General features: G+C 73.0%; 25 protein-coding genes. 19 read left to right on the top strand and 6 right to left on the bottom strand.

From position 1 onward, the window contains the following. Positions 1-22 precede the first annotated feature (22 nt). Both ABD067_RS15970 and ABD067_RS15965 read left to right on the top strand, forming a co-directional pair. Positions 23-1,018, top strand: coding sequence for a thiamine pyrophosphate-dependent dehydrogenase E1 component subunit alpha (locus ABD067_RS15970; RefSeq protein ID WP_343896342.1), 996 nt, complete (start codon positions 23-25; stop codon positions 1,016-1,018). Further along, positions 1,018-1,992 carry an alpha-ketoacid dehydrogenase subunit beta gene (locus ABD067_RS15965; protein WP_343896341.1) on the top strand — a complete coding sequence of 325 codons (975 nt, stop codon included), beginning with the start codon at positions 1,018-1,020 and terminating at the stop codon, positions 1,990-1,992. Before ABD067_RS15970 ends, ABD067_RS15965 begins: the two co-directional genes overlap by 1 nt. On the opposite strand, the gene ABD067_RS15960 is transcribed toward ABD067_RS15965, so the two are convergent. After that, on the bottom strand, positions 1,989-2,750 hold the full coding sequence (locus ABD067_RS15960; protein WP_343896340.1) for an SDR family NAD(P)-dependent oxidoreductase: 762 nt from the start codon (positions 2,748-2,750) through the stop codon (positions 1,989-1,991). The genes ABD067_RS15965 and ABD067_RS15960 overlap by 4 nt on opposite strands. Before the next feature lie 99 nt (positions 2,751-2,849). On the opposite strand from ABD067_RS15960, the gene ABD067_RS15955 reads away from it, so the two are divergent. From ABD067_RS15955 to ABD067_RS15945, 3 genes are read left to right on the top strand one after another with little or no spacing between them, the layout of a single operon-like run. Further along, positions 2,850-3,911 (top strand): DctP family TRAP transporter solute-binding subunit, encoded by a 1,062-nt coding sequence (locus tag ABD067_RS15955; RefSeq protein ID WP_343896339.1) that lies wholly within the window; start codon positions 2,850-2,852, stop codon positions 3,909-3,911. Further along, the gene (locus tag ABD067_RS15950; protein WP_343896338.1) at positions 3,908-4,417 is read left to right on the top strand and encodes a TRAP transporter small permease; all 510 of its coding nucleotides are present in this window, start codon (positions 3,908-3,910) and stop codon (positions 4,415-4,417) included. Before ABD067_RS15955 ends, ABD067_RS15950 begins: the two co-directional genes overlap by 4 nt. Before the next feature lie 5 nt (positions 4,418-4,422). Next, a complete protein-coding gene (locus ABD067_RS15945; protein ID WP_343896337.1) occupies positions 4,423-5,709 on the top strand; it encodes a TRAP transporter large permease in 1,287 nt (428 codons plus the stop codon). Here ABD067_RS15945 and ABD067_RS15940 read toward each other — a convergent pair. Both ABD067_RS15940 and ABD067_RS15935 read right to left on the bottom strand, forming a co-directional pair. Next, on the bottom strand, positions 5,706-6,542 hold the full coding sequence (locus tag ABD067_RS15940; RefSeq protein ID WP_343896336.1) for an alpha/beta hydrolase: 837 nt from the start codon (positions 6,540-6,542) through the stop codon (positions 5,706-5,708). The two genes, ABD067_RS15945 and ABD067_RS15940, sit on opposite strands and share 4 nt — an antisense overlap. Continuing rightward, positions 6,539-8,224 (bottom strand): flavin-containing monooxygenase, encoded by a 1,686-nt coding sequence (locus ABD067_RS15935; RefSeq protein WP_343896335.1) that lies wholly within the window; start codon positions 8,222-8,224, stop codon positions 6,539-6,541. Before ABD067_RS15935 ends, ABD067_RS15940 begins: the two co-directional genes overlap by 4 nt. A 278-nt stretch (positions 8,225-8,502) precedes the next feature. On the opposite strand from ABD067_RS15935, the gene speD reads away from it, so the two are divergent. The 8 genes from speD (at position 8,503) to ABD067_RS15895 (ending at position 15,885) form a co-directional block, all read left to right on the top strand. Further along, positions 8,503-8,943: an adenosylmethionine decarboxylase gene (speD, locus tag ABD067_RS15930; RefSeq protein WP_343896395.1), complete on the top strand. Its 441-nt coding sequence runs from the start codon at positions 8,503-8,505 to the stop codon at positions 8,941-8,943. After that, positions 8,940-9,803 carry a polyamine aminopropyltransferase gene (gene speE, locus ABD067_RS15925; protein ID WP_343896334.1) on the top strand — a complete coding sequence of 288 codons (864 nt, stop codon included), beginning with the start codon at positions 8,940-8,942 and terminating at the stop codon, positions 9,801-9,803. The genes speD and speE overlap by 4 nt, the downstream gene beginning before the upstream one ends. Before the next feature lie 38 nt (positions 9,804-9,841). Then, positions 9,842-10,612, top strand: a complete 771-nt coding sequence (locus ABD067_RS15920) for an SDR family NAD(P)-dependent oxidoreductase (RefSeq protein WP_343896333.1) — start codon at positions 9,842-9,844, stop codon at positions 10,610-10,612. 13 nt (positions 10,613-10,625) lie between these two features. Then, positions 10,626-11,837 (top strand): acyl-CoA dehydrogenase family protein, encoded by a 1,212-nt coding sequence (locus ABD067_RS15915; RefSeq protein WP_343896332.1) that lies wholly within the window; start codon positions 10,626-10,628, stop codon positions 11,835-11,837. Next, a complete protein-coding gene (locus tag ABD067_RS15910; RefSeq protein ID WP_343896331.1) occupies positions 11,830-12,831 on the top strand; it encodes a phosphotransferase family protein in 1,002 nt (333 codons plus the stop codon). Before ABD067_RS15915 ends, ABD067_RS15910 begins: the two co-directional genes overlap by 8 nt. Further along, positions 12,824-13,186, top strand: coding sequence for a DUF6285 domain-containing protein (locus ABD067_RS15905; protein ID WP_343896330.1), 363 nt, complete (start codon positions 12,824-12,826; stop codon positions 13,184-13,186). Before ABD067_RS15910 ends, ABD067_RS15905 begins: the two co-directional genes overlap by 8 nt. 14 nt (positions 13,187-13,200) lie before the next feature. Continuing rightward, positions 13,201-14,844 carry an acyl-CoA synthetase gene (locus ABD067_RS15900; RefSeq protein WP_343896329.1) on the top strand — a complete coding sequence of 548 codons (1,644 nt, stop codon included), beginning with the start codon at positions 13,201-13,203 and terminating at the stop codon, positions 14,842-14,844. 75 nt (positions 14,845-14,919) lie between these two features. Beyond that, positions 14,920-15,885, top strand: coding sequence for a Bug family tripartite tricarboxylate transporter substrate binding protein (locus tag ABD067_RS15895; RefSeq protein ID WP_343896328.1), 966 nt, complete (start codon positions 14,920-14,922; stop codon positions 15,883-15,885). Between the two features lie 28 nt (positions 15,886-15,913). Here the strand turns inward: ABD067_RS15895 and ABD067_RS15890 are convergent, their stop codons facing one another. Next, positions 15,914-17,476: a fasciclin domain-containing protein gene (locus tag ABD067_RS15890; protein ID WP_343896327.1), complete on the bottom strand. Its 1,563-nt coding sequence runs from the start codon at positions 17,474-17,476 to the stop codon at positions 15,914-15,916. 155 nt (positions 17,477-17,631) lie between these two features. Between ABD067_RS15890 and ABD067_RS15885 the strand changes: the two genes are divergently transcribed. Next, positions 17,632-18,462 (top strand): DUF6502 family protein, encoded by an 831-nt coding sequence (locus ABD067_RS15885; RefSeq protein WP_343896326.1) that lies wholly within the window; start codon positions 17,632-17,634, stop codon positions 18,460-18,462. Further along, entirely contained in the window at positions 18,462-19,514 is a 1,053-nt protein-coding gene (locus tag ABD067_RS15880; protein WP_343896325.1) for a DUF5666 domain-containing protein, read from the top strand. Before ABD067_RS15885 ends, ABD067_RS15880 begins: the two co-directional genes overlap by 1 nt. Positions 19,515-19,741: 227 nt before the next feature. On the opposite strand, the gene ABD067_RS15875 is transcribed toward ABD067_RS15880, so the two are convergent. Continuing rightward, the gene (locus ABD067_RS15875; RefSeq protein WP_343896324.1) at positions 19,742-20,272 is read right to left on the bottom strand and encodes an AAA family ATPase; all 531 of its coding nucleotides are present in this window, start codon (positions 20,270-20,272) and stop codon (positions 19,742-19,744) included. Further along, complete coding sequence (locus tag ABD067_RS15870; protein WP_343896323.1) at positions 20,269-21,765, bottom strand: amidohydrolase family protein; 1,497 nt, start codon at positions 21,763-21,765, stop codon at positions 20,269-20,271. The genes ABD067_RS15875 and ABD067_RS15870 overlap by 4 nt, the downstream gene beginning before the upstream one ends. 102 nt (positions 21,766-21,867) lie before the next feature. Here ABD067_RS15870 and ABD067_RS15865 point away from each other — a divergent pair, with 102 nt between their 5' ends. The 4 genes from ABD067_RS15865 (at position 21,868) to ABD067_RS15850 (ending at position 25,700) form a co-directional block, all read left to right on the top strand. Continuing rightward, positions 21,868-22,680 (top strand): DUF169 domain-containing protein, encoded by an 813-nt coding sequence (locus tag ABD067_RS15865; RefSeq protein ID WP_343896322.1) that lies wholly within the window; start codon positions 21,868-21,870, stop codon positions 22,678-22,680. Between the two features lie 608 nt (positions 22,681-23,288). Continuing rightward, positions 23,289-24,368, top strand: a complete 1,080-nt coding sequence (locus ABD067_RS15860) for an ERF family protein (RefSeq protein WP_343896321.1) — start codon at positions 23,289-23,291, stop codon at positions 24,366-24,368. Positions 24,369-24,633: 265 nt separating this feature from the next. After that, positions 24,634-25,200, top strand: a complete 567-nt coding sequence (locus ABD067_RS15855) for a hypothetical protein (protein ID WP_343896320.1) — start codon at positions 24,634-24,636, stop codon at positions 25,198-25,200. Further along, positions 25,197-25,700, top strand: a complete 504-nt coding sequence (locus ABD067_RS15850; RefSeq protein WP_343896319.1) for a hypothetical protein — start codon at positions 25,197-25,199, stop codon at positions 25,698-25,700. The genes ABD067_RS15855 and ABD067_RS15850 overlap by 4 nt, the downstream gene beginning before the upstream one ends. The last annotated feature ends 22 nt before the right edge of the window (positions 25,701-25,722 follow it).

The following is a 25,722-nucleotide window of genomic DNA, read 5'->3' as shown; positions in this document are numbered from 1 at the left end:
GAGGGCCGGGAGGGAACGCCGCATGAGTGACGCCAAGGCCGCCGGCAACTCCGCCCGGCTGCTCGACCTGCACCGGCTCATGCGCCGCATCCGCGCCTTCGAGGAAGCGGCGGTGGCGGCGCACGGGACGGGCGAGATACCCGGCCCGCTGCACGTTTCCATCGGGCAAGAGGCCGTCGCCGCCGGCGTGTGCCTGAACCTCCGCCGCGACGACCGAATCACCTCCACCCACCGCGGGCACGGCCACGCCCTCGCCAAGGGCGCGGGCGTGGCCGGCATGATGGCGGAGCTGCACGGGCGCGCCGGCGGCCATTGCGGCGGCAAGGGCGGCTCCATGCACATCGCCGATTTCGGCGCGGGCATGTTGGGCGCCAACGGCGTGGTGGCGGGCGGCATCCCGATCGCGGTCGGCGCGGCGCAGGGGCTGCGCCTGCTCGGCTCGGACGCCGTGGTCGCCTGCTTCTTCGGCGACGGCGCGGTGAACCGCGGGCCGTTCCTCGAAGGGCTGAACTGGGCCGCCCTGTACCGCCTGCCGGTGCTGTTCGTGTGCGAGGACAACGGCGTCGCCGCTTTCACCCGCACCGAAAGCACCACCGCCGGCCCGGGCATCGCCGCGCGGGCGGAAGCGCTCGGCGTGCCCGCCGAAACCGTGGACGGCAACTACGCCGCGGCGGTGGACGCGGCCGCTGCCCGGTTGCTCGCGGCGGTGCGAGGCGGGGCCGGCCCGCGCCTGCTCCACGCCCGCACCACACGCCTTTCCGGCCACACCAGCACGGACGCCGCGGCGTGGCGGAGCACCGAGGAGGTCGCCGCCCTCCAGGCCCGCGACCCGATCGCCACGCTGGAAGCCGCGCTGCTGCGGCAGGGCGCATCCGCCGAAGCGCTGGCGGTGGTGCACGCCGAGGCGGAGGCCGAGATGCGGGACGCGCGCGAGGCCGCGCGGGCCGCGCCCTGGCCCGATCCCGCCTCCGCCTGGGCGGACGTGCAGGACACCGGCGCCGCCGGGAGGGCCGCCTGATGCCGGAGGTCACGCTGGTGGAGGCGACGCGCCTCGCCGTGGCGCAGGAGATGCGGCGCGATCCGCGCGTGTGGGTGCTGGGCGAGGACGTCGCGCGCGGCGGCCTGTTCGGCCAGTACCGCGGCTTCCCGGAGGAGTTCGGCGAGGCCCGCGCCGTGTCCACGCCGATCTCGGAAAGCACCATCATGGGCGCCGGCCTCGGCGCCGCGTTGGTCGGCACGCGCCCCGTCATCGAGATGCGCATCTTCGATTTCACCCTCTGCGCCATGGACGAACTGGCGAACCAGATCGCCAAGATCCGCTACATGACCGGCGGGCAGGCGCGGCCGGCGCTGGTGGTGCGGATGCCGCACGGCATGTGGCGCTCCTCCGCCGCGCAGCACAGCCAGTCGCTGGAAGCGTGGTTCGTCCACCTGCCCGGCGTGGTGGCAGTGGCGCCCGCGACGCCGGCCGACGCCGCCGGGCTCCTGGTGGCCGCCATCCGCAGCGACGACCCGGTGTTGGTGTTCGAGGCCAAGGACCTCTGGCAATCGGTCGGCCCCGTGCCGGAGCGGATAGAGCCCCTGCCTTTCGGCGTGGCGCGTCGGGTGCGGGAGGGCGGCGACCTGACCCTGGTGTGCTGGTCCGCCCTGGTGCCGGCGGCCGATCGCGCCGCGGCCGCGTTGGCGGAGCGCGGGATCGGCGTGGACCTCCTCGACCTCCGGAGCCTTTGGCCCTGGGACGAAGAGGCGGTCTGCGCCTCCGTCTCCCGCACCGGCCGCCTCCTGGTGGCGCAGGAAGCGGTGACGGCCGCCGGCTTCGGCGCCGAGGTGGCCGCGCGCGTGGTGGAACGCCTCGGCCCCGGGAACGTCAGGGCGGTGCGCCGCCTGGGCTTTCCGCGCGTGCCGGTGCCCTTCGCGCCGCCGCTGGAAGCCGAACTGCGCGTCACCCCGGAGCGCATCGTCCAAACCGCGGAGGCGATGGTGCGTGGCTAGTTCGACGGCGGCATCAGCCCGGCCCCGGCGTAGCCGCCGTCCACCGCGATGGCCTGCCCCGTCAGGTAGCCGCTCTTGTTCCCGTCCAGCAGGAACAGCGCGGTCGGGGTGATCTCCTCCGGCGCGGCGTAGCGGCGCATCGGCACGTGGCGCAGCCATTGCGCGCGGACCTCCGGCGTGTGAACCCGCGCGACGAGCGGCGTCTCCACCGGGCCCGGGCAGAGCGCGTTCACCCGGATGCCGTGCGGCGCGCAGTCGATCGCCATGACCTGGGCCAGGTTGATCACCGCAGCCTTGGACGCGCCGTAGGCCGCGCGCCCCTTCGCCCCGCGCAAGCCCGACACGGAAGCGATCAGGAGGATCGCGCCGCCCTCCCCCGAATCGCGCATGGCACGCCCCGCGGCGCGGGCCAGCAGGAAGGTGCCGGCGACGTTCACGTCCAAGATGCGGCGGAACAGGTCGACCGGCGTGTCGAGCGCCGGCACGTCGGCGGCGATGCCGGCGGCCGAGACCGCGCCCGCCAACCGGCCCGGACCCGCGGCGCCGGCGATCCAGCCCTCCACCGCCGCCTCGTCGGTGACGTCGAGCGCCGTGAGAGTCGAACGGGCCGGGTCGAGCGCGCCCCGCGCCCGCTCAAGCGCCGCCTCGTCCCGGTCCGCCACCGCCACGCGCCAGCCCTCCGCCAGCGCCGCCCCGGCGATGGCGAGGCCGATGCCCGACGCCCCGCCCGTGATCGCCAGCACCTTTTCGTCGGCCACGGCTTTTCCTCCCAGCCCTGCTTTCCCCATCCCTCTCGCCGGTGCATCTTCGCGCCGCAAGCCGAGAATCCACGAAGCGACGGGAGGGACTCCGGAACCATGCGAACGACGGCCATCATGCGCCGCCGCGGCGCGGCGCTGCTCGCCGCCGGGGCGGGCGCGGCCCTCTCGGCACCCTGGGTGGCGCGGGCGCAGCAGGGGCAATACCGGCCCGAGTACAAGATGTCCGTCGTCGGCAACCGGCCGATCCCTTTCGCCGAGGGCGCCTTCATCTGGGCCGATTTGGTGACGCAGCGCAGCAACGGCCGCATCAACGTCAAGGTCTACCCCGGCAGCCAGCTCGTGGGCGGCGACCAGACGCGCGAGCTCCTGGCCATGCGCCAGGGCGTGATCGACTTCGCCGTGCTCTCCACCATCAACATCGCCCCGCAGGTGCGCGAAGCGAGCCTGTTCCAGCTCCCCTTCCTGATGCCCGACCACCGGGCGCTGGACGCGCTCATCACCGGCGAGGTCGGGCGCGACATCTTCGGCGTGGTGGAGCGGCGGGAGGTGGTGCCGCTCGCGTGGGGCGAGAACGGCTTCCGCGAGATCTCCAACAGCAAGCGCCCGCTCCGCACGCCCGCGGACCTGCGCGGCCTGAAGATCCGCTTCGCCGCCGGCAACATCTTCAAGGACATCTACGAGGCGCTCGGCGCGAACCCGGTGCAGATGAGCTTCGCCGATCTGCAACCCGCCCTTTCCACCGGAGCGGTGGACGGCCAGGAGAACCCGATCAACCTCTTCCTCGCCTTCCGCATGGACACGCTGGCGCAGAAGCACCTCACCATCTGGAACTACGTCAACGACCCGCTGATCTTCGCGCTCTCCAAACAGGTTTGGTCAAGCTTCTCCGCCGCCGACCAGCAGCTCGTGCGCGAATGCGCCGAGGAAGCCGGCAAGCAGCAGATCGCGTTGACCCGCAAGGGCCTCGGCGCGCCGGGCACCGACCGCGCCTCCTTGGAGGAGTTGCAGAAGCGCGGCGTGGAGGTCGCGGCACTCTCGGCCGAGGAGAAGCGCGCCTTCGCCGCCGCGACGAAGCCCGTCTACGACAAGTGGGCATCGACCGTCGGCGCGGAGCTGGTGCGCAAGGCGGAGGCGGCGGTCCGCTCGGCGGCGGCTTGAGCGCCGAGCTCGACCCGACCGACCCGGTCCCGGACCCGCCGACGCGCGTCCCGCTGTCGTTCGAGAAGGTCCTGGTCGCCGCCGCCATGGCGGCGATGGCGCTCATCACCTTCGCCAACGTCGCCACGCGCTATCTCACCAATGTCAGCCTCGCCTTCACCGAGGAATACTCGGTGGCGCTGATGGTGGTGGTGGCCCTGCTCGGCACCTCCCTGGCGATGGCGGCGGGCCGCCACGTCCGCATCGGGACCTTGGTGGACGGGCTTGCGCCGCCCGCGCGCCGCGCCGCCGAGGTGGCGGCGCTGGCGCTCTGCGTGCTCTGCTTCGGCGTCCTGGCGGTATGGGGCGGGATGCTGGCCTGGGACGAGTACGAATACGAGGTGATGTCGAGCGGCCTGGGCCACCCGCAATGGTGGTACACGGCCTTCCTGCCGGTGCTCTCGGTGGCCGTGGTGCTGCGGGCGCTCGGGCGCGTCGCGCGGCTGCTGCGCGGCGGCGACGGCTGAAAAACATGACCGGCACCATCCTGTTCGCCGGCTTCGCCATCATGCTGCTCGGCGGCGTGCCGATCGCGGTGGCGCTCGGCCTCGCGGGCACGCTCGCCATCTTCCTCGCCGACCAGCCCATCCTGGCGGTGCCCACCAACGTCTACGCCGGCATCGCCAAGTACCCGCTGATCGCCATACCCATGTTCGTCCTCGTTGGGAGTGTCTTCGACCGGACCGGCGTGGCGCTGCGGCTGGTGCGCTTCGCCACGGCGTTGGTGGGCGCCGGGCGCGGCGCGCTCGCCTCCGTGGCGGTGCTGGTGGCGATGGTGATCGGCGGCATCTCCGGCTCCGGCCCCGCCACCTCGGCCGCCGTGGGACAGGTGGTGACGCGCTCCATGGTGCGCGACGGCTACCCGCGCCCCTTCATCGCCAGCACGGTCGCCGCCGCCGCCGCGACGGACATCCTGATCCCGCCCTCCATCGCCTTCATCGTCTACGCCTTGCTGGTGCCGGGCGTCTCGGTGCCGGCGATCTTCATGGCCGGGATGCTGCCGGGCATCCTGGCCGGCCTCGCCATCATCGTGCCCATCGTCGCCATCTCGATGCTGCGGGATTTCGGCGGCAAGGCGCCGGTGGGCGAAGGGCTTTCCGTCTGGCAAACCTTCAAGGAGGCGATCTGGGGCCTGCTGGCGCCGGTGGTGATCCTGGGCGGGATGCGGAGCGGCGCCTTCACGCCCACCGAGGCGGCGGTGATGGCCGTCGCCTACGGCCTGTTCGTCGGCTTCGTCATCTACCGCACCCTGACCCTGCGCGACCTGTACGAGATGCTGGTGGAGGCGGGCGAGCTGTCGGCCGTCATCCTGATCGTCATCGCACTCGCCTCCGTCTTCGCCTGGAGCACCTCGACGCTGGGCATCGTCCAGCCGATCGCGGCCTGGATCATCAACCTCGGCCTGGGCGAGTACGGCACCATCGCGCTGCTCATGCTGGCGCTGATCGTGATCGGGATGTTCCTCGACGGCGTTTCGACCTTCCTGATCTTGCTGCCGGTGCTGATCCCGATCGCCACCGCCTACAAGTGGGATCTCACCTGGTTCGGCGTCATCCTCACTATGAAGATCGCCATCGGCCAGTTCACCCCGCCGCTGGCGGTCAACCTCATGGTCTCCTGCCGCATCGCCGGCGTGACAATGGAGAGCACCATCCCCTGGGTGGTGTGGATGATCCTGGCGATGTTCCTGGCATTGGCGCTGGTCGTGGTGTTCCCGGATATCGCGCTCTGGCTGCCGCGGGTGATGGGGCTGGGTTAGGGGCCTAGGAGGTCTCGCGCCGCGGCCAGGAGTCGCCCGTCCGGCCGGCGCAGCTCCTCCATGATGTCGAAGTGGTTCTTGCCCTCGACGGGTAGCAGCGGCCCGGCGCCCCCGGCCGCGCTCCGGGCGGCGTGGAAGTCGCGCGACTGCCGTTGCAATTCCGGCAACTCGCCCGTGCCGTAGGCCACCCCCATCGGCGCCGCCGTGTGCGGAAGACGCATGGGCGAGAACCGCGCGATCTGGTCGTCCGTCAGCGCCAGCTTGTCGTTGAGCGTGGTGTCGCGGATCGGCTCCAAGTCGAAGATGCCGGAGATGGCGAGGGCCGCGCGCACCGAGCGGTGCCCGGCGTGCAGGGCCGTCAGGTGCCCGCCCGCCGACCAACCGGAGAGCAGCACCGGCCCGGCGATGCCGTGCGCCGGCCCCTCGGCGGCGAGCCAGTCGAGCGCGCGGCCGATCTCCCCGGCGATGCCTTCGATGGTCGCGTCCGGCGTCAGCGTGTAGCCCGGCAGCGCCACGGACCATCCGGCCCCGAGCGCGCCCTCGGCGAAGCAGGCGAAGTCCTCCCGCCGGTTCCGCTGCCAGTAGCCGCCGTGGATGAACACCAGGCACGGCGCACCGCGGTCGGCGGCCGGGAACAGGTCCCACCGCTCCCGCTCGGAGCCGCCATAGGGCTTGTCGAGCCCTTCCGGCCGGTCGGCACGCAGGCGCGCGGAGGCGGCGGCCCAATCGTCGAGCAGGGCCTGCGCGTCCGGCACCGCCTGCCGGTTGTTGTAGGCCGCGTCGAGCGCCGCCGGGTCCATGTCGCGCCAGTCCGGCGCGGGCGGCGCGCTCACTCGGCGGCCTCCGCGCGGGCGGCGGTTGCGGGCGGCGGCGAGAGGCGGAAGCCCTCGTAGCCCTTGGCGGCGATCTCGTCGCACTTTTCGCGGTACACGCCCACGCCGCCGATGTATGGCATGAACACCCGCGGCTTGCCGGGGATGTTCGCGCCCATGTACCAGGACGCCGCCCGCGGGTAGAGCGTGCGGTTCGCCACCTCCATCCCGTGCGCCACCCAGGCGTCCTCGGCCTCCTGCGTCGCCTCGATGGTCCGCACCCCGGTCGCGCCCAGGTAGGCGAGGCAATCCGCGATCCAGTCCACGTGCTGCTCGATGGACACCATCATGTTGCTCAGCACCGAGGGGCTGCCCGGCCCGGTGATGGTGAACAGGTTCGGGAAGCCGGCCACCATCAAGCCCAGATAGGAACGCGGCCCCTCCTCCCACTTGTCGGCCAGCGCCAGGCCGCCCCGCCCGCGGATACCGGCCTTGAGCAGCGCGCCCGTCATCGCGTCGAAGCCGGTGGCGAAGACGATGGCGTCCGCCTCGTGGACCGTGCCGTCGGTCGTCCTCACGCCCTTCGGGGCGATCGCCTCGATCGGCGTCTTCCGGAGGTCCACCAGCGACACGTTGTCGCGGTTGAAGGTCTCGAAATAGTCCGTGTCCACGCAGATGCGCTTGGTGCCGATCGGGTAGTCGCGCGGCATCAGCGCCTCGGCCTTCGCGGGGTCGCGCACGATGGAGCGGATCTTCTCGCGCACGAAGTCCGCCGCCGTCCGGTTGGCCTCGGCGTCGAGCGCCAGGTTGTTGTAGGCGGCCATGAAGGCGATGCCGCCGCCCTCCCAGCGCGCCTCGTACTCTCGCAGCCGGTCTTCCTCGGAGACCTCCATCGCCCCCTTGTCGTTCAAGTGGTAGAGGATGCCGTTGCGCATGGTGCGCGCCTTCAGCCGCCGCGCCCGGTAATCCGACTTCCAGAGGTTCTCGTACTCCGCGTCCATCGGCTTGTTGCGGGACGGGATGCTGAAGTTGGGCGTGCGCTGGAAGACGGTGACGTGCCCCGCCTGTTCGGCGATCACCGGGATCGCCTGGATGGCCGAGGAGCCGGTGCCGATCACGGCCACGCGGCGGCCGGCGAGGTCCACGCCTTCGTGCGGCCAGTGGCCGGTGTGATAGGTGTCGCCCTCGAAGGAGTCGAGGCCGGGGATGTCCGGCATCCGCGCGGCGGAAAGGCAGCCCGTCGCCATGATGCAGAACCGGGCGGTGATCCGGTCGCCGCGGTCCGTTTCCACCGTCCACCGCTCCGCCGCTTCGTCCCAAGCGACGGAGGTGACGCGGGTCTCGAAGCGGATGTCGCGGCGGAGGTCGAAGCGGTCGGCGACGTGGTTCGCGTAGCGGAGGATGTCGGGCTGCGCCGAGAACCGCTCCGGCCAGTGCCACTCCTGCTGCAGCTCCTCCGAGAAGGAATAGGAGTACTGCATGCTCTCCACGTCGCAGCGCGCGCCCGGGTAGCGGTTCCAGTACCAAGTGCCGCCGACGCCGTCGGCCGCCTCGAACACCCGCGCCGAAAGGCCGAGCCCGCGCAGGCGGTGGAGCATGTAGAGGCCGCCGAATCCGGCGCCGACCACCACGACGTCGAAGGCGGCGATCTCCGGCGGGCGGTCGGCGGGCGAGGCGTCGGAATGCGGCTGCGCGTCGGGCATGGACTCTGGCCTCCCTACGGCCGGGCTGTTGGCGTTCTGGTCGGCGCGCTCCGTCATCGGAGCCGGGCGCCGTCCCGCGTAACCTACGGCGCGCCTCCGCCGCCGGGCAATCCAAGCGGCCGGCCGGCATCCATAGCTGAAACGAAAAATGGCCGATGCGGGTTGCGTCTCGGCCCCCCTTGGCCCATATGCCCGCCCTCTCCCACCGAACAGGAAGGCGCGGCGAAAGGCTGAGGCCCTGGTCATCTGCCGTTGGAAAGGGGCAAGGATTGAACGCTCTGACCGAACCGGGGAACCCGGACACCTCGACCACCACCACCGCACAGCCGGAGCCGGAGCCGAAGGACTACTTCGTTTCACGCGACGGCGTGCGCTACGCGGGTTCGCACCTCATCATCGACTTGTGGGACGCCCATCGCCTGACTGAACTTGAGCACGTGGACCGCGTGCTGCGGCAGGCCGCGGCCGACACCGGCGCGACGATCCTGCACGGCCACTTCCACCACTTCGGCGAAGGCTGCGGCGTGTCGGGCGTGCTCGTGCTCGCGGAAAGCCACGTCTCCATCCACACCTGGCCGGAGCGGGGCTACGCGGCGCTGGACATCTTCGTGTGCGGCGGCTGCGATCCCTACCGCGCCCTGCCCGCGCTGAAGGCCGGCTTCTCGCCCGGCCGCGTGCAGCTCGCCGAGCACAAGCGCGGCCTTTCGGACGAGCCTTGACCTCCTGGGTCGAAGAGGCGCTGTACCCCGATTGGGGGCAGCGCTTCGCCTGCAAGGCGGAGGTCGCCCGCGCCCGCAGCCCCTACCAGGACATCCTGGTATTCGAAAGCGCCTCGCACGGCCGGGTGCTGATGCTCGACGGCGTGGTGCAGATCACCGAAGCGGACGAGTTCGTCTACCAAGAGATGATGGCGCACGTGCCGCTGCTCGCCCACGGCGCGGCGGAGCGCGTGCTGGTGGTGGGCGGCGGCGACGGCGGCATCCTCCGCCGCGTGCTCCAGCACCGGAACGTCCGGCGGGCGGTGCTGGTGGAGATCGACGAGCAGGTGATCGCGCTGTCGAAGGCGCACCTGCCCGGCATCGGCGGGGACGCCTGGGCCGACCCCCGCGCCGAGGTGGTGGTCGGCGACGCCATCCATCACGTTGCCGAGGCGCCGACCGGCGCCTTCGACGCGATAATCGTGGACAGCACGGACCCGGCCGGCGTCGGCGAGGTGCTGTTCACCGAGGACTTCTACCGCGAGTGCGCGCGTGTCCTGACCGGCCGCGGCGTCGTGGTGAACCAAGGCGGCGTGCCCTTCATGCAGGGCGACGAGCTGCGCCGGTCCTCGGCGCGCCGGGCGGCCTTCTTCCCGGACACCCACGCCTACTGCATCGCCGTGCCCACCTACGTCGGCGGCTTCATGGCCATCGGCTGGGGCGCCAAGGACCCGGCCTGCCGCGCCCTGGCACCGGCCGAGGTGGAGCGGCGCGCGGCCGCGGCCGGCGTCCTCGGCACCACACGCTACTGGACGCCGGAGATCCACGCCGGCGCCTTCAACCTGCCGCCCTACGTCGCGGACTGCCTGCGGCCGGCATAGCCTTGCCGGCCTCCGGAGCCGGTGGTGAACTGCAGCCCATGACCGACCCCATGCAGCTCTTCTCCCTGGAGGGCCGCACGGCCCTGGTCACCGGCGCTTCCGGTGGCTTGGGCGAGCACTTCGCGCGGGTGCTGCACGCCGCCGGGGCGCGGGTGGCCTTGGCCGCTCGCCGCGCGGACGCGCTGGCGGCGCTCGCCGCCGAGCTGGGCGAGCGCGCCGCCCCCGTGGCCCTGGACGTGACGGACGCCGCGGCCGTGTCCCGCGCCTTCGACGCCGCAGAGACCGCCTTCGGCGCCCCCTGCGACGTGGTGGTCAACAACGCCGGCGTCGCCGTGACCCGCCCCGCCCTGCAACAAACCGAGGAAGACTGGGACAAGGTCCTCGACGTGAACTTGCGCGGCTGCTTCCTCGTTGCCCAAGCCGCGGCGCAGCGCCTGGTCGCAGCGGGCAAGCCGGGCAGCATCGTCAACATCGCCTCCGTCGGCGGCCTGCGCGTCCTCGGCGGCGTCGCCGGCTACACCGCGTCCAAGGCGGCGCTGCTGCAACTGACGCGGCAGCTCGCGGTGGAGTGGGCGCGGCACGGCATCCGGGTGAACGCCATCGCGCCCGGCTACGTGCTCACCCCGATCAACGCCGAGTTCTTCGCCTCCGACGCCGGCCAGGCGCTCATCAAGCGTTCGCCGCAGCGCCGCCTCGGCAAGCCCGAGGACCTGACCGGCCCGTTGCTCCTCCTCGCCTCCGACGCGGGCGCGCACATGACCGGCGCCACCGTGGTGGTGGACGGCGGCCATTCCGTGAACCCGCTCTAGGGACGCACACCCAATGGACTTCGCCCTCTCCCCCGAGACCGACGCCATCCGGAGCCGCATCCGCGCCTTCGTGGAGGAGCGGCTGATACCGCTGGAGCGCGACCCCGCCAGCTACGACGAGCACGAGAACATCGCCAAGCCGTTGCTTGAGGAGATGCGCGCGGAGGCGAAGAAGCAGGGCCTCTGGGCCTTGGGGATGCCGAAAAGCCGCGGCGGCGGCGGCCTCAAGATGGCGGAGCTGGCGCCCTGCTACGAGGAGATGAACCGCTCCATCTTCGGCCCCGTCGTGTTCCACGGCGCGGCGCCGGACGACGGCAACATGCGCGTCCTGGAGCAGGTGACGCGGGACGACCAGAAGGAGCGCTGGCTCCAGCCCATCATCGACGGGAAGGTCCAGTCCTCCTTTGTCATGACGGAGCCCGACGGCTGCGGCAGCGACCCCTCCATGACCTACACGCGCGCCGAACGGCGCGGCAACGACCGCTGGGTGGTCCACGGCCGCAAGCACTACATCACCGGCGCGGCAGAGGCGAAGCACTTCATCCTCATCGCCCGCACCTCGGACGACGACCGCCGCGGCCTTTCCGCCTTCCTGTTCCACGCCGACCAACCCGGCTGGCGCATCCTCCGCCGCATTCCGATCATGGGGCCAGAGGAGCACGGCGGCCATTGCGAGCTGGAGTTCGACGGGCTGGAGATCAACGACGAGAACCGGCTGATGGAGGTCGGCGACGGCCTCCGCCTGACGCAGATCCGTCTCGGCCCGGCCCGCCTGACCCACTGCATGCGCTGGACCGGCCTCGGCCGCCGGGCGCTGGAGATCGCCATGGCGCGGATCGAGAACCGCATGGCGTTCGGCCAGAAGCTCGCCGACAAGGAGAGCGTGCAGCAGATGGTCGGGCAGGCGGCGATGGAATTGGACATCGGCCGGCTGCTCACCATGCGCGCCGCGTGGCTGTTGGACCAGGGCAGCTTGGCGCGCAAGGAGGTCTCCATGGCCAAGGTCGTGGTCGCCGACGCGCTGCACCGGGCGGTGGACACCTCCCTCCAACTGCTCGGCGCCCGCGGCTACTCCAAGGACGAGCCGGTGGAGTGGATCTACCGCTACGCCCGGCAGGCGCGGCTGGTGGACGGCGCCAGCGAGGTCCACCGCATGGTGCTGGCCAACTTCCTCCGCAAGCAGGGCAAGGACTTCTTCGCCTGGGGGGCCGCCGGGCGTGGATGAAGCGGCGCGCGCCCGCCTCGCCGATTGGCTGACGGCGGCGGCGGGCGCCCCGGTCGAGATCGCGTCCATGGCGCTGCTCTCCGGCGGCGCGGTCCAGCAGAACTGGGCGATGGACGTCTCGCGCGGCGGCGCGCCGGAGCGCTGGGTGCTGCGCACGGACAACGCCGCCGTGCTCGCCGTCAGCCTGCCGCGCACGGCCGAGTTCGCGCTGCTCCGCGCCGCCTTCGGCGCGGGCGTGACGGTGCCGGAGCCGCTGTTCTGCTGCGACGCCCGCGAAGTCACGGGCGCCCCCTTCTTCGTCATGCGCCGCGCCGAGGGCGTGGCGCGCGGGCACGTCCTGGTGCGGCAGGCCGCGGCGTCGGGCGGCGACCCGGCGCTGGCGGCGGCGCTGGGACGCGAGCTGGCGGCCATCCACTCCATCCGGCCGCCGCGCGACGACCTGGCGATGCTGGCGCCGCCGCCGGACGACCCGGCGCGCGACTTCGTGGTGAAGCAGCGCGCGGCGCTCGACGCCGCCGGCACGCCGCGGCCAGTGCTGGAATGGGGGCTGCGGCACCTGGAGCGGGGCTCGCCGCCGCCCGGCGATGTGGTGTTGAACCACAACGATTTCCGCACCGGCAACTACATGGTCCACGAGGGCCGCGTCACCGCCGTCCTCGACTGGGAATTCGCGGCCTGGGGCGACCCGCACGCCGACCTCGGCTGGCTCTGCGCGCCGTGCTGGCGCTTCGGCGGCGCGCACGAGGCCGGCGGCATCGGCCCGCGCTCCGCGCTCTACGAGGCTTACGAAGCGGCGAGCGGCCGGCGCGTGGACCCGGGGCGCGTGCATTGGTGGGAGCTGGCCGCCACGATCCGCTGGGCGGTGATCGCGGCAGACCAGGCGGAGCGGCACCTGTCCGGGCGCGAGAACAACCTTGAGTTGGCGCTCACCGGGCACATCGTGCCGGAGCTGGAGATGGACGTGCTGCGCATGACGGGCGCCCTCGATGCTTGAGCGGCCGGACGCCGCCGGGCTGCTGGAAACCGCGCGTGACGTGCTGCTGCGCGAGCTGCTGCCGCACCTGCCGGAGTCGAAGCGCTTCGAAGCGCGCATGGTGGCGAACGCCATGGCCATCGCGCGGCGCGGCATGGCGGCGGACGCCGCGCCGGCCCTCGCCCGGCTGCGCGCGCTGCTCGACGCGCCGCACGCCGAGCCCGACGCCTTGTTGAACCTCCTCGCGGCGGAGATCCGCTCGGGGGAGCGCGACCCCGGCACGCCCGGCCATGCCGCGGCGGCGAAGGCGCTGGTGGAGCTGACGCGGCTGCGCTGCTCGATCAGCAACCCGCGGGCGCTCGGCGGCAGCCGCTAGGAGGAGGGAGCGCCATGCGCGACCACGAGACCCTGCCGCGGCTGCCGGCGAACCACGTCCCGCTCACCCCCCTCTCCTTCCTGCTGCGCAGCGCGCGCGTGTACCCGAATCGCGTGGCGGTCATCCACGGCGCGCGGCGCTTCGCCTATGCGGAGATGCTGGCGCGCTGCCGCCGACTCGCCTCGGCCCTCGCCGCCGCCGGCATCGAACCGGGGGACACGGTGTCGGTGTTGGCGCCGAACATCCCGGAGATGCTGGAAGCGCACTACGGCGTGCCGATGGCCGGCGCGGTGCTGAACACCATCAACATCCGCCTGGACGCGCCGGCCGTCGGCTTCATCCTGCGTCACTCCAGCGCCCGCGCCCTCGTCGTGGACCGGGAGTGGGGCGCGGTGGCGCGCGCGGCGCTCGCGGAGATGCCGGAGCCGAAACCCTTCGTCGTCGAGATCGCCGACCCGGAGGCGCCCACCGCCGGCGAGGCGATCGGCGGCACGGAGTACGAAGCCTTCCTCGCCACCGGCGACGCCGCCACGCCGGGGCGGATGCCGGCGGACGAGTGGGAGAGCATCGCGCTCTCCTACACCTCCGGCACCACCGGCGACCCGAAGGGCGTCGTCACGCACCACCGCGGCGCCTACCTCAACGCCTGCGGCAACGCGCTCGCCTTCGGGCTCTCGCCGGAGAGCGTCTATCTCTGGACGCTGCCGATGTTCCACTGCAACGGCTGGACCTACACCTGGGCCGTGACCTTGCAGGGCGGCACCCATGTCTGCCTGCGGCGGGTTGAACCGGCGGCGATCTTCGCCGCGGTGGCGGAGCACGGCGTGACGCACATGTGCGCGGCGCCCGTGGTGCTCACCATGCTGATCCACGCGCCGGCGGAGCAGCGCCAGGCCTTCTCCCAAACCTGCCGCATCGCCACCGGCGGCGCCGCGCCGCCCTCCGCCGTGATCGCGCGCATGGAGGGCCTGGGCTTCGCGGTGACGCACCTCTACGGCCTCACCGAATGCTACGGCCCGGCCACCATCTGCATGCCGCAACCGGGGCTCGACGCGCTGCCCTTGGAGGAGCGCGCCGCCTTCATGGCGCGCCAGGGCGTGAACCACCCGACGCTGGAGGAGGCGGCGGTGCTCGACCCCGACACCATGCGGCCCGTGCCCGCGGACGGCGTCACGCTCGGCGAGGTCATGCTGCGCGGCAACACGGTGATGAAGGGCTACCTCCGCAACCCGGCCGCCACGGAGGCGGCCTTCGCCGGCGGCTGGTTCCACACCGGCGACCTCGGCGTGACGCATCCGGACGGCTACATCGAGGTGAAGGACCGCGCCAAGGACATCGTCATCTCCGGCGGCGAGAACGTCTCCACGCTGGAGGTGGAAGAGGTGCTCTACGCCCACCCCGCCATCATGGAAGCGGCGGTGGTGGCGCGGCCCGACCCGAAATGGGGCGAGGTGCCGCACGCCTTCGTCACGCCGTCGCCGGGCGCGGCGGGGGCGGCGCTCACCGAGGCGGAGGTGGTCGCGTGGTGCCGGGCGCGGCTCGCCGGCTTCAAGGCGCCGAAGGGCGTCACCTTCGGCCCGCTGCCGAAGACCTCGACCGGCAAGATCCAGAAGTACGAACTGCGGCAACGCCTGCACGACGGCGGCGCCGAAGGCTGAGGACAAGCGGCCCGGCCGCGGTCTAACCTGCCCCGCAACGGTCCCGCCTGGAGGACCGGCCAGGGAGGTTCCAGCATGACCGCGCCGCGCCGCCGCCACCTGCTCCTCGCCGCGCCCGCCTTGCTCGTGGCACGGCCCGCCGCCGCCCAGGCCGGGCCGGTGCGGATCATCGTCCCCTACACGCCCGGCGCCTTCAACGACGCCCTGGCGCGGCTGGTGGCGGACGGGATGCAGGGCGCGCTCGGCCAAATCGGCGTGGTCGAGAACCGCCCGGGCGCCAGCGGCTCCATCGGCATCGCCGCTGCGGCCCAGGCGGCGCCGGACGGGACCACCATCGCCGTCGCCAACACCGCCAACCTGACCATGAACCCCTTCCTCTTCGCCAACACCGGCTACGACCCGCGGCGCGACCTGTCGCCGATCTGCGTGGCGGCGCGGCTGATGAACGCGCTGACCGTCTCGGCCGAGAGCGGCATGGCGAGTCTCGCCGACCTCATCGCGCGCTCGAAAGCCAAGCCGGGCGGCCTGTCCTTCGCCAGTTCCGGCACCGGCTCCAGCCCGCACCTCGCGGCGGAGCTGTTGAAGCACCGCACCGGCATCCCAGGCGTCCACGTGCCCTACCGCGGCAGCGCGCCCGGCATCGCGGACCTGATCGGCGGCCGGGTGGACTGGACCATGGACAACCTGCCGAACGTCCTGCCGCAAGCGCAAGCGGGCAAGCTGCGCATCCTGGCCGTGACCGGCCGCGAGCGCGATCCGGCGGCGCCGGAGGTGCCGACCTTACAGGAGGCGGGGCTCGCGGACTTCGAGGTCTACGTCTGGTTCGGCTTCGTCGGCCCCGCCGCGCTGCCGCAGGCGATGCGCGACCGGCTGGCGGCGGCGATCCTCGGCATCGTGCAGCGGCCGGAGACCGCCGAGCGCATCCGCGCCGGCGGCGCGACCGTCTGGCCGCGGGACAGCGCGCAGTTCGCCGCGCTGGTCCGCGACGAGTTGGACAAGTGGGGGACGGTGATCCGCGCGGCGGGGCTGAAGCTGGAATAGACGCCCCGGCCCCGCCGCGCGCCGGCCGTCACACCAGCGGCGCGTCGAAGGGCAGCAGCACGCCGTCGATCGCGTGGACCAGCCCGTTCGTCGCCGGCAGGTCGGCGCGCGCCACGATCACCTCCGGGTCGGGCACGAACGGGTCGAGGTCGCCCAGCACCGCGCCGTCCGGCGTTATCGCCTCGCCGGAGAGGGTGGCGATGCTCTCGGCCGCGACGACGTCCTCGGCCGCCAGCAGGCCCGGCGCCACGTGGTAGGTGAGGATGTCGGTGAGCAGCGGGATCGGGTCGCCGTGGCCCGCCTCGGTCAGCGCGCCCACGATGGCGCCGAACGCCTCCTCCTCGCCGTCGCCTTCGAAGCCGAAGGCTTGCGCGAGGCCGATGAAGGCCGCGTCCGTCGGCGCGAACAGCGTCAGGTGCGCCGAGGCGTCGTCCAGCGCCCCCGTCAGCCCGGCCGCGTCCAGCGCCGCGTTCAGCAGGTCGAAGTCCTCGCCGTTGGCGTCGAAGCCGTCGCCCGACTTCGCCAGCTCGCCGGCGATGGAGAGGCTGACGCCGTCGTTCGCGGTCTCCAGGTCGAGCGGCAGCAGCACCCGGTCGATCGGCTGCACGGCGCCGTTGGAGGCGAGGATGTCGCCTGCGCCCGGCACGAAGCGGGCGTCGCGCACATCCGGGTCGGCGTCGGCGGTCGAAACGCCCGAAACCTCGATGGTCCCGCCGGCCAGCGTGGCGAGCGGGCCTGCGGCCCCGGCCTGCGCCTGGCCGAACCGGCCGTCCACCACGTGGTACAGCAGCACGTCGCGCAGCAGCGGGATCGGGTCGCCGTCCGGCGCCAACTCCGCGAGGGTCGAGGCGATGGCCTCGAAGGTCGCCTGCTCGCTATCGGGGTGGGCGCCGAGCGTGCGGGCGAGCTCGGCGAAGGCGTCGTCGGTCGGCGCGAACACGGTGAGGTTCGCGCCCGGGTCCGCCAGGGCGCCTGTCAGGCCCGCGGCCCCCGCGGCGGCGAGCAGGATGTCGAAGTCGCCGCCGTCGGAGTCGAAGCCTTCGCCGGACGCGGCCGCGGCGACGCCGGCGACCGTGGGCGGCGCCGGCTCGTCGCCGCCGAGGCCCGGGACGTCGATCGGCAGCAGCACGCCGTCGATCGGCTGCACCAGCACGCCGTCGCCGGCCGCGATGTCGCCCTCGCCCGGCACGAAGCGGGGATCGCGGGCGTCCGGGTCGCTGTCGCCGATCGCGTCGCCGAAGGGCGCGAGCGGCACGCCGCCGAGCAGGGTGGGCACCGAACGCGCGGCCTCGATCTCGTCGCGGGTCTGGGCGCCGGGGAGCACGTGGTAGCGCAGGATGTCGGCGAGCAACGGCACCGCGTCGCCGTCGGGCGCCAGGCCGGCCAGCGCGGTGGCGATGGCGGCGAACGCCCCGTCCTCGTCGTCACCGGCGTAGCCGAGGCCCTGGGCCAGACGGAGGAACGCCTCGTCGGTCGGCGCGAGCACGGTCAGATCCGCGCCGGGCGCCGCGAGGGCGCTGTCGAGGCCGGTGAGTTCGAGGGCGCTCTGGAGGAGGTCGAAACGGCCGTCGGCGGGAAGCAGGCTGCTCATGCCAAGGTCTCCTGTATTGGCGATTGTGGGTAAATATCCCACAAAACTTCTTTGTCGCGTGACAGATTGCATCCATATCCTCACATATCAGTGATCCTCGCGCCCTCTACTGTAACACGCCGAGAAATTCTCCCACAATGGTACCGGATCGTTCCGTGAGTCCTACCCACTCAGCCGCGTCCGTCCTGGCGGCCACCAAAGCCCTGCTGCGTCCCTTGGTGCGCGTCCTGATCGCCTCCGGCGCCACGCTGCCGGCGGTGGTGGCGGCGCTGAAGGAGTGCTTCGTGGAGGTCGCCTCCCGCGACTTCCGGCTCGGCGGCCGCGAGCCTTCCGACAGCCGCGTCAGCCTCGTCACCGGCGTCCACCGCAAGGACGTGCGCGCCATCCGCGAGCGGTCGCACCCGGTTTCAACCCCACGCGCGGGGGGGGTCGCGGCGACGGTGGTCGGCCGCTGGCTCGGCCACCCCGACCACCTGGACGCCGATGGGCGCCCGCGCGCCCTGCCACGCGCGGCCTTCGACGCGCTGGTGGCCGGCGTCAGCAAGGACGTGCGGCCCCGCACGGTGCTGGACGAACTGGTGCGGCTCGGGCTCGTGGAGGGCGGCGAGGGCGGCGCGGTGCGCCTGCTCGCCGACGCCTTCGTGCCCGCGAAGGGCGGCGAGGAGATGCTCGCCTTCTTCGAGCGCAACCTGCACGACCACATGGCGGCCGCGGCGGGCAACCTGCTGGCCGGCCCGGACGACCGCCGTTTCCTGGAGCGCGCCGTGTACTACAACAACCTGCGGCCGGCCGACGTGGACCGCCTGGAGGCGGAGGCGCGGACGCTGGCGCTGGCGGCGCTGCGGCACCTCAACGGCCTCGCCCTGGAGATGCAGCAGGCGGCGCAGGACGACGCGGGCGCGGGAGAGCGCTTCCGCTTCGGCGTGTACTTCTTCCGCGCCGAGCGCGAGGCGGACGGTGCCGCGCCGCCGGAGGAGAAGGCTTGATGCGTCGGCGCCACCTGTTCCTGGCGGCGTTGCCCTTGCTCCAGGCCGCGTGCCGCGGGGTCGGCGGCGGCGTGGCGGACCGTCGCGCCCCCGACGATGGCGGCATCGGCGGCACAGGGCGGTTCGCCGCTGCCGAGCACGGTTCCGACGACGGCGGGATCGGCGGCACCGGCGTCTTCGGCTCCGTCACCGGGCTCGGCAGCCTGCGCGTCAACGGGCTGCTGCTGGAAACCTCCCCCGCCACGGCCTTCGAAACGCCGGGCGGCGCGCCGGTGCTGCCGGGCGACACGGTCGCGGCCGAAGCGGCGCCGCGCGAGGGCGGCGGCGGGGCCGGCCGCCTGCTGGCGACGCGCGTCGCGGTGTTCCACCCGGTCACCGGGCCGCTGGAGCGGGCGGCTGATGACGGCGGCGGCTGGTCGGTGCTCGGCACGCGGCTGGTGCTCGCGCCCGGCGTCCCGGTGCGCGACGCGCGGGGCGGAGCGGCCGCGGAGCTGCGGCCGGGCCGAACGGTCGCGGTGAGCGGGCTGTGGCGGGACGAGGCGGTGGTCGCGACCTCGCTCCGCGTGCTGGACAGCGGCGCCCCGGCGGCGGCGTCGCTCCGCGGACTGTTGCGGGCCGAGGGCGGCGGCTTGGTGGTCGGCGGGACGAGGGTGGACGCGCGGGGCGTGCCGGCGGCAGGCGCTTCGGTCGGGCGGTTCGTCACCGTCCAGGGCCGGCCCGCCGGGGGCGGCGGCCTGGTGGCCGAGGGGTTCGAGGAAAGGCCCCTCGCCGTGTTCTCCGGGCGGGTTTCCGCGCTCTCGGTGGAGGGCTTCGTGTCCCCGAACCGCGACGCCCCGGGCCACCACCTCTCGGGCTTCGGCTTGCAGCTCGACCCGTCGAGCCCGGCGCCGGCGCGGCTCGGCGTGCGGCAGGTGCTGCTGGGCCGCTACCGCGACCTGTTCCGCGTGGAACAGGGCTTGCCGTTGCCGGCCGACGATGAGGCGCGGCGGCGGGCCTTGGAGGGCGCCGCGGCGGAGGCGGCGATCGCGCGCTGGCTGTCGTCGCTCCGCTGATGCCGCTGCTGCGCCGCGGCCTTTCCGCGGCGGGCACCGATTGCCGGACGGCGCGGCGCGGGCTTCTCGGTCCGCCGCGCGACGGGGCGCACCGTGCCCAGCCGCTCGGCCGACGGGGCGGCGGGGTGGGCCGCATGGCGCGTGCGCCTCAGGAACGGCGGGCCGCGGCTTCCGCTCCCGCCGCGCCGGTGCCCGGCCCGCGCGCGCCGCCGCGTGCGCCTCGCCCGTCATCCGGCGCACAGGCCGGCCGCCTCGCCGCAGACGCGCGACGCGGCGTCTTCGGCGCCGAGGGAGGCGGTGTCGAGGACGAGGCGCGGCCCGGTCCACGGCGCGTACTCGTGGCGCAGCACCGATGCCCAGGTCGGCGGGACCAAGCCGGGGAGGTCGGCGGTGCGTGCCTCGACGCGGCGTCGGTGTTCGGCGGGGTCGGAGCAGACGACCTCCACCTCCACGATGGGCAGGGGCGCCGCCGCTTCCCGCCACGCGGCGCGCGTTTCGGGGAGCGGGTTGACGCAGTCGGCGACGACGGGGAGGCCGAGGCGCAGGTTCTCCTTCGCCAGTGCGTAGGCGGCCATGTAGCCGGCGGGGCCGACGCCGTCCGGCCTCGCCAAAACGCCCGCGGAGCGCATGGCCTGTTCGATGGCGTCGATCCGGATGTAGGCGGCGCGCAGGCGGGAGGCCGCGATCCGGGCGATCGTGGTCTTGCCCGTGCCGGGCAAGCTGCCGAGGACGACCAGCACGGGCGCCGGCGGCCTCATCCTGGCGCGACGTATCCGTAGGCTAGGTTGCTGCGCTCGCCGCCGGCCGCGGCGTACTCCTTCTTCACGCGCGAGACCTCGTCGGCGTCGAGGTCGGCGCGGCGCATGTCGTAGCGATACATCTTCGCCGAGTTTTCCGCGAAGATCGCGTTCTTCACCGGGCCGTCGGCGGGGCCGAGGGGGGCGAAGCCGTACCGGCGCTGCATGTCCTCCGGAATCTCCAGGCGGCGGAGCGCTTCGATCTGCCACTGCGGCGAGCCGGTCCAGACCGCGTCCGTGCCCCAGACGACGTGGTCGGCGCCCAGGCCCTTCACCAAGATACCCATCAGCGCGGCGGCGAGGCGCGGCTGCACCACCGTCGTTTGCGCGAAGATCTGGCCGAGGTCGCCGTACACGTTGGAGACGCCTTGCTTCTCGGGGATCTCGGCGAGGTCGCTGGTCCACTCGACGCGGCCGGTGCGCTCGAACTGCGCCAGGCCCTGCTCGGCGGTGCCGCCGCCGGCGAAGCGGTAGGCGGAGTGGTAGATGACGAACCTGATCTGCGGCCAGTCCTTCGCCGCGCGGCCGACGTCCTCCACCGTCGCGTAGGGCAGCAGGTGCGGGAAACGCGCCTCGATCTGCGGCGGGAACAGGCCCTTGTGTACGCAGACGATGTCGTGCCCGGCTTTGAGCAGGCGCTCGTAGAACGGGTACATCAGCTTCTCGTCGTCCATGCGCCAGGGCCACTGGGCGAGGTTCTTGTTGGTGTTGTCGCCGATGGTGTAGCCCTTGAAGCTGTCGGGCTTCAGCTCCTCGATGGCCTTCTCCACCTGCTCCATCCAGCCGGGCTGGCCCGGGGTGAAGATGGCGTGGCTCATGCAGCGGCGGGTGCCGGCGGCGTCGTTGACCTTCTTCCGCGCGTCGAACTTCATCCGGTTGGTCAGGAACCAGTCCTGCGGCTCGTCCGAGGGCGCGCCGCTGATGAGGGCGACCTTGGTGTCGCTGTCAAGGAAGACCTCCTTGAACCAGTTGCCGTATTTCAGGCTCTCGATGCTCTGCTCCTCGGGGTTCAGGGCCGGGTTCCAGCCGGCGCGGCCGACGGCCTTGCGCATCTCCACGAAGCCCATGATGCGCGTGTCGTCGCGCAGGAAGTGGGTGTGGACGTCCAGGATGAACTGGTCGCGCAGCGAGGCGGCCCGGGCCTCGGCGCGCTCGGGCTCCCGCGCCTCGGCCTCGGAAACGCCGAAGACGGGGCCGTAGACCTGGTTCATGGCCAGGAAGGCGGCGGCCATGCCGGAGGTGGTCGCCAGGAAGCCGCGGCGGGTGCGGTTCTGCTTGGCGCCGATCTCGTCGGCCATGGACTTGATGCGCGCCTCGACCTCGCGCTGCCCGGCCGTTTGCGGGATGGGCGCGAACTCGTCGGAGGAGACGACCCGCGTCGGGATCGGCGACGGGAACATCGCCTCCTGGGCGGGGCGGAGTTCGGCGATCTCCTCGTCGGTCAGGAAGCCCATCGGTCCCTATCTCCTTCCGTTCGCGCGGCGAGCTTGGCGGCGCCTTTCCCCGGGGCGCAAGGGTCGTAGGATGGGGGCCGGACACGGGGAGGAACGGCCGCCATGAACGCACCCGTCGATGCCGCGCCGGCGGCGCCGGACGCGAAGGCGTTGGCGCAGATGGCGGAGCAGCTCACGCAGTTGCTGCGGCTGCGAACCTTCCCGATCGGCATGAAGCTGTTCGAGAGCGTCGAGGCGATGCAGGCGGTGCCGGGGCTGCGGCGGCCGGCGAAGGGCAAGACCTTCTCGACCTGCCAGCTCGTGACGCAGGCGCGCATCGCCGGGTTCACCATCGGCATCGCGCACGAGAACGTCCCGGCCTTCTCGAACTGCGGCGGCATCGTCGGGCTGAACGAGCCGTCCGAGCTGTACCTGTCGGGGCGCAAGATGGAGGGCGTGTGGTTCGAGAACCGCGAGGCTTCCGCGGCGCACCAGGCGCAGATGCCGCGGGTGCCGGCGGGGCGGTTCCACGGGCTGGTGGCCTCGCCCTTGCGGAGCGCGCGGCTCGACCCGCCGGACATCTGCCTGTTCTACGCCAACCCGGCGCAGATGATCCTGTTCATCAACGGGCTCCAGTGGAAGAGCTACAAGCGCTACGACTTCTCCATCACCGGCGAGAGCGCCTGCGCGGACAGTTGGGGCCGGGCGCTCAGGGACCGGACGGTGTGCCTCTCGATCCCCTGCTACGCGGAGCGGCGCTACGGCGGGGTGGCGGACGACGAGCTGCTGATGGCGTGCCCGCCGGCGGACCTCGCGCGCGGGGTGGAGGGGTTGCAGGGCCTGTCCAAGTCGGGGCTGCGGTACCCGATCATGCCCTACGGGCCGCAGGCCGATCCGGGCGAGGGCATGGCGCGGAGCTATTCGGACAAATCCTGAAGGCCGGGGCGGTCGGGCGGCGGCTCGGGGCCGTTTTGCCGCTTTCGGACAAATCCCGCGGGAGTGGCCGCGGGCGCTGGGCGCGGGCACCAGAGGACCAACGAGGCCAAGCGGCCGCGAGTGGTCGGCGGTTCGGGGCGGGTTTGCCGTTTTCGGACGGATGCCACGAGGGCGGCCGGGGGTTTCAGCCGCCCCGGGGCCAGTGGCGGGCTGGGCCCGTCGCGGGTGGGCGGCGGCCGGCGCGGATGATTTTGTTCCTTTCGGACAAATGCCGGAGGGCCGGCCGTGGGAGGGCACGGGGCGGCTGTTCGGACGGGAGGCGGGGTCGGGCCCGAAAGGCCGCCTCGGGTGCTGCGTGCCTTGGTGTTTTGGTGTATTTCGCTCGTGTCGCTCAGCCATCCGGCGAGCTTGCCATTCTGCGCTTGCCACTTCCAGTTAACTAGGAATAATATCCGGACGATTGCCGACCGTGACGGGCCGACCGGGAATGTTTCGGGAGGAAATTCCGCTTGGATCGGATGCCCCTGGACACCATATGTTCTCCAGGATCGTCCGTCCGCGCGGGCACCACGGCTCGCCCGAAGAGCGCAGTTGAGCGAGAACATATCATGAACGAAATCGTCCGTCCGCCCGCTTCCGACCCCAACGCCGGCTGGAACGCCTCACCGACGCACTCGGTCAGCATCGCGCGCGAGAGTTCGGAAACGGGGCAGATCGCGTCGGCGCTGGTGTCCGCGCTCTCCAAGCTGCGGAACCCGCCGCGCAACCGCTCCGTCGAGGTCAGCACGCGCGGCGGCGGCAAGTACGCCTTCCGCTACGCGACGCTCGACAAGATCCTCGATCTGGCGCGGCCGGTGCTGGCGGCGGAGGGCTTGGTGCTGTTCCAGCCGATCTCGACCAACGAGAAGGGCGGGCTGGTGCTGGTGACGCGCCTCTTGCACCGGAGCGGCGAGTGGATGGAGACCTCCATCCCCCTCCCCGCGCCTGGCGGCGACCCGCAAAGCTTCGGCTCGGCCGTCACCTACCTGCGTCGCTACGCCGTGACCGCGCTGCTCGGCATCGCCTCCGACGAGGACGACGACGCCAACCGCGCCGCCGGCAACCACATCAAGGACACCACGCCGCGGCACGAGCGGCTGCGCGACGAGGCGGGGCGGCACACCGACCCGGTGCAAGCGCTGGTCGCCAAGGCCAAGGCGGCGCGCGACGTGGACGACGGGACGGACCTGCTGCGGGCCTGGGCCAACGCCACGGCGGCGACCGAGGCGCTGCGCGGGCGTCCGGAGTGGGAGCAGCTCGTGCGGCACGTGGGCGTGGGCCTGCGCAACAGCCTCGGCCAGATGTGCGCCTCCGCCTTCGTGCGCGCGGCGCGGCTGGCGGAGCCGGACGACGTGGCGGCCTTCGAGACCGCCTGGGGCGGCGAGTGGGCGCACACGCTGATGATGATGCAGGAAGAGGCGCCGGACACCTACCGGGCGCTCCAGGGCCACGTGGTGGCGCAGATCAGGCGGGCGCGCCGCGGCGCGGGCGCCACGTCGGCGGCGACGTCTGAGGGCGGCGAGGACGCGGCGGCGGCGAACGGCGCCGGCGACGACGTGGCCAAGCATTCTGGAGCCGGGCGCAGCGCGGTGTCGGAAGGCGGCCCGCGCCGCGCCGCCGCGCGGCGGCGGCCCGAGCCGGTCGCTTGATGCGCGCCTGACGGCGCGGCCTCGGCCGGACGTGTCAACGGGGACACGTCCGGCCCCACAATGCGGGCCTGCGCCAAGGCGAAGCGCTCCGGCCTGCCGCAGCCGGCGCCCTGGGTCGGCTTCGTGCGGAAGGCGCCGTGCGGGCCGCCGCGGCGTGCAACGGCCGCTTCGCCCCCCCTTTGGATCGCCGCTACGGGCGAGGCGCGCTCGCGGAACGGGGCATCGCAGGGTTGCCGCTGCGCCGCGCATGGGCCATCGGGGCGCCATGCAACGGACCACGAGAAAAGCCCCCTCCCATGACGCCGCCATCCCCGCCCGCGCGCCCCGCCGTTCGGCGACGCTGCCCCTCCTCGCCCTGCTCGCGTTGCCGGGCTGCCAGGCGCTGTTGACCGAAGGGACCTCCACGGTCGCCGGCATCGGCAGCGCGAGCGTCGCGGACAGCGTGGGCGCGAACGCCGCTGCGACCACCGGCATCGGCCTTGGCGTGCAGGCGCTCGGCCGCGCCGGTTTGCAGTACGCGCAGCGCCTGACGCACCGGGCGGCGCAGGACCGCATCGCCGGCGTGGCCGGGCCGCTGCCGGTGGGCGGCGTCGGCGCTTGGGCCACCGACCACACGGTACCCGTCGAGCCGAACGAGCGCGGCCAGGTCGCGGTGAGCCGCGTCATCAGCGCCGGGCCGCTGGAGTGCAAGGAGATCGTGTTCTCGGTGGACAACGGCCGCGGCGAGAAGCTGCGGCGGGCCTTTTACATCGCGGCCGTGTGCCGCGACGGCGAAACCTGGAAATGGGCCTCGGCCGAACCGGCGACGGAGCGCTGGGGATCGTTGCAGTGAGGCGCCTCGGGACGGCGGCGCTGCTGGCGCTGCTCGCGGCCGCGCCGCTCGCCGCGGGTTGCAGTTCGGTCGGCGGCATCGCGGGCGCGGTGACAGGCACGGCGGCGGCGGTGGGGTCGGGCAATCCAGCGGTCGGCATCCTGGTCGGCGTCGGCACCAGGGCCGTGGCCGACGAGGGCCTCCGGCGCTTCTCCCGCGGCCGGTCCCGCACGGAGCAGGACGCGTTGGCCGAGGTCGTCGGCGGCATGGCGGTCGGCGAGGCCCGGCCCTGGCGGGTGCGCCACGACCTGCCGTTCGGGAACAAGCAGGGCGAGGCGCGGGTGCTGCGGGCGGTGGAGACGCCGCTCGCGGAGTGCAAGGAGGTGCTGTTCTCCGTGGAGTCCGGCGAGGGGGCGGACGCGACCCGCCGCTGGTTCCTGGCCAGCGCCTGCCGCCAGGACGAGGGCTGGAAGTGGGCCGCCGCCGAGCCGGCGACGGAACGCTGGGGCAGCTTGCAGTAGCGGCGGGGGGGGGGGGGGGCGG

This window comes from Craurococcus roseus (genome assembly GCF_039523795.1).
Classification (GTDB): Bacteria; Pseudomonadota; Alphaproteobacteria; order Acetobacterales; family Acetobacteraceae; genus Craurococcus; species Craurococcus roseus.
Note: the sequence above shows the minus strand (reverse complement) of the source record. Positions and strands in the feature narration are given on the sequence as shown.

Excerpts from the sequence above, each read along its gene's own strand:
- ABD067_RS15970 (WP_343896342.1), top strand. The coding sequence starts at position 23 with ATGAGTGACGCCAAGGCCGCCGGCAACTCCGCCCGGCTGCTCGACCTG.
- ABD067_RS15965 (WP_343896341.1), top strand. The coding sequence starts at position 1,018 with ATGCCGGAGGTCACGCTGGTGGAGGCGACGCGCCTCGCCGTGGCGCAG.
- ABD067_RS15955 (WP_343896339.1), top strand. The coding sequence starts at position 2,850 with ATGCGAACGACGGCCATCATGCGCCGCCGCGGCGCGGCGCTGCTCGCC.
- ABD067_RS15945 (WP_343896337.1), top strand. The coding sequence starts at position 4,423 with ATGACCGGCACCATCCTGTTCGCCGGCTTCGCCATCATGCTGCTCGGC.
- ABD067_RS15935 (WP_343896335.1), bottom strand. The coding sequence starts at position 8,224 with ATGCCCGACGCGCAGCCGCATTCCGACGCCTCGCCCGCCGACCGCCCG.
- ABD067_RS15920 (WP_343896333.1), top strand. The coding sequence starts at position 9,842 with ATGACCGACCCCATGCAGCTCTTCTCCCTGGAGGGCCGCACGGCCCTG.
- ABD067_RS15915 (WP_343896332.1), top strand. The coding sequence starts at position 10,626 with ATGGACTTCGCCCTCTCCCCCGAGACCGACGCCATCCGGAGCCGCATC.
- ABD067_RS15905 (WP_343896330.1), top strand. The coding sequence starts at position 12,824 with ATGCTTGAGCGGCCGGACGCCGCCGGGCTGCTGGAAACCGCGCGTGAC.
- ABD067_RS15900 (WP_343896329.1), top strand. The coding sequence starts at position 13,201 with ATGCGCGACCACGAGACCCTGCCGCGGCTGCCGGCGAACCACGTCCCG.
- ABD067_RS15895 (WP_343896328.1), top strand. The coding sequence starts at position 14,920 with ATGACCGCGCCGCGCCGCCGCCACCTGCTCCTCGCCGCGCCCGCCTTG.
- ABD067_RS15890 (WP_343896327.1), bottom strand. The coding sequence starts at position 17,476 with ATGAGCAGCCTGCTTCCCGCCGACGGCCGTTTCGACCTCCTCCAGAGC.
- ABD067_RS15880 (WP_343896325.1), top strand. The coding sequence starts at position 18,462 with ATGCGTCGGCGCCACCTGTTCCTGGCGGCGTTGCCCTTGCTCCAGGCC.
- ABD067_RS15875 (WP_343896324.1), bottom strand. The coding sequence starts at position 20,272 with ATGAGGCCGCCGGCGCCCGTGCTGGTCGTCCTCGGCAGCTTGCCCGGC.
- ABD067_RS15870 (WP_343896323.1), bottom strand. The coding sequence starts at position 21,765 with ATGGGCTTCCTGACCGACGAGGAGATCGCCGAACTCCGCCCCGCCCAG.
- ABD067_RS15865 (WP_343896322.1), top strand. The coding sequence starts at position 21,868 with ATGAACGCACCCGTCGATGCCGCGCCGGCGGCGCCGGACGCGAAGGCG.
- ABD067_RS15860 (WP_343896321.1), top strand. The coding sequence starts at position 23,289 with ATGAACGAAATCGTCCGTCCGCCCGCTTCCGACCCCAACGCCGGCTGG.
- ABD067_RS15855 (WP_343896320.1), top strand. The coding sequence starts at position 24,634 with ATGCAACGGACCACGAGAAAAGCCCCCTCCCATGACGCCGCCATCCCC.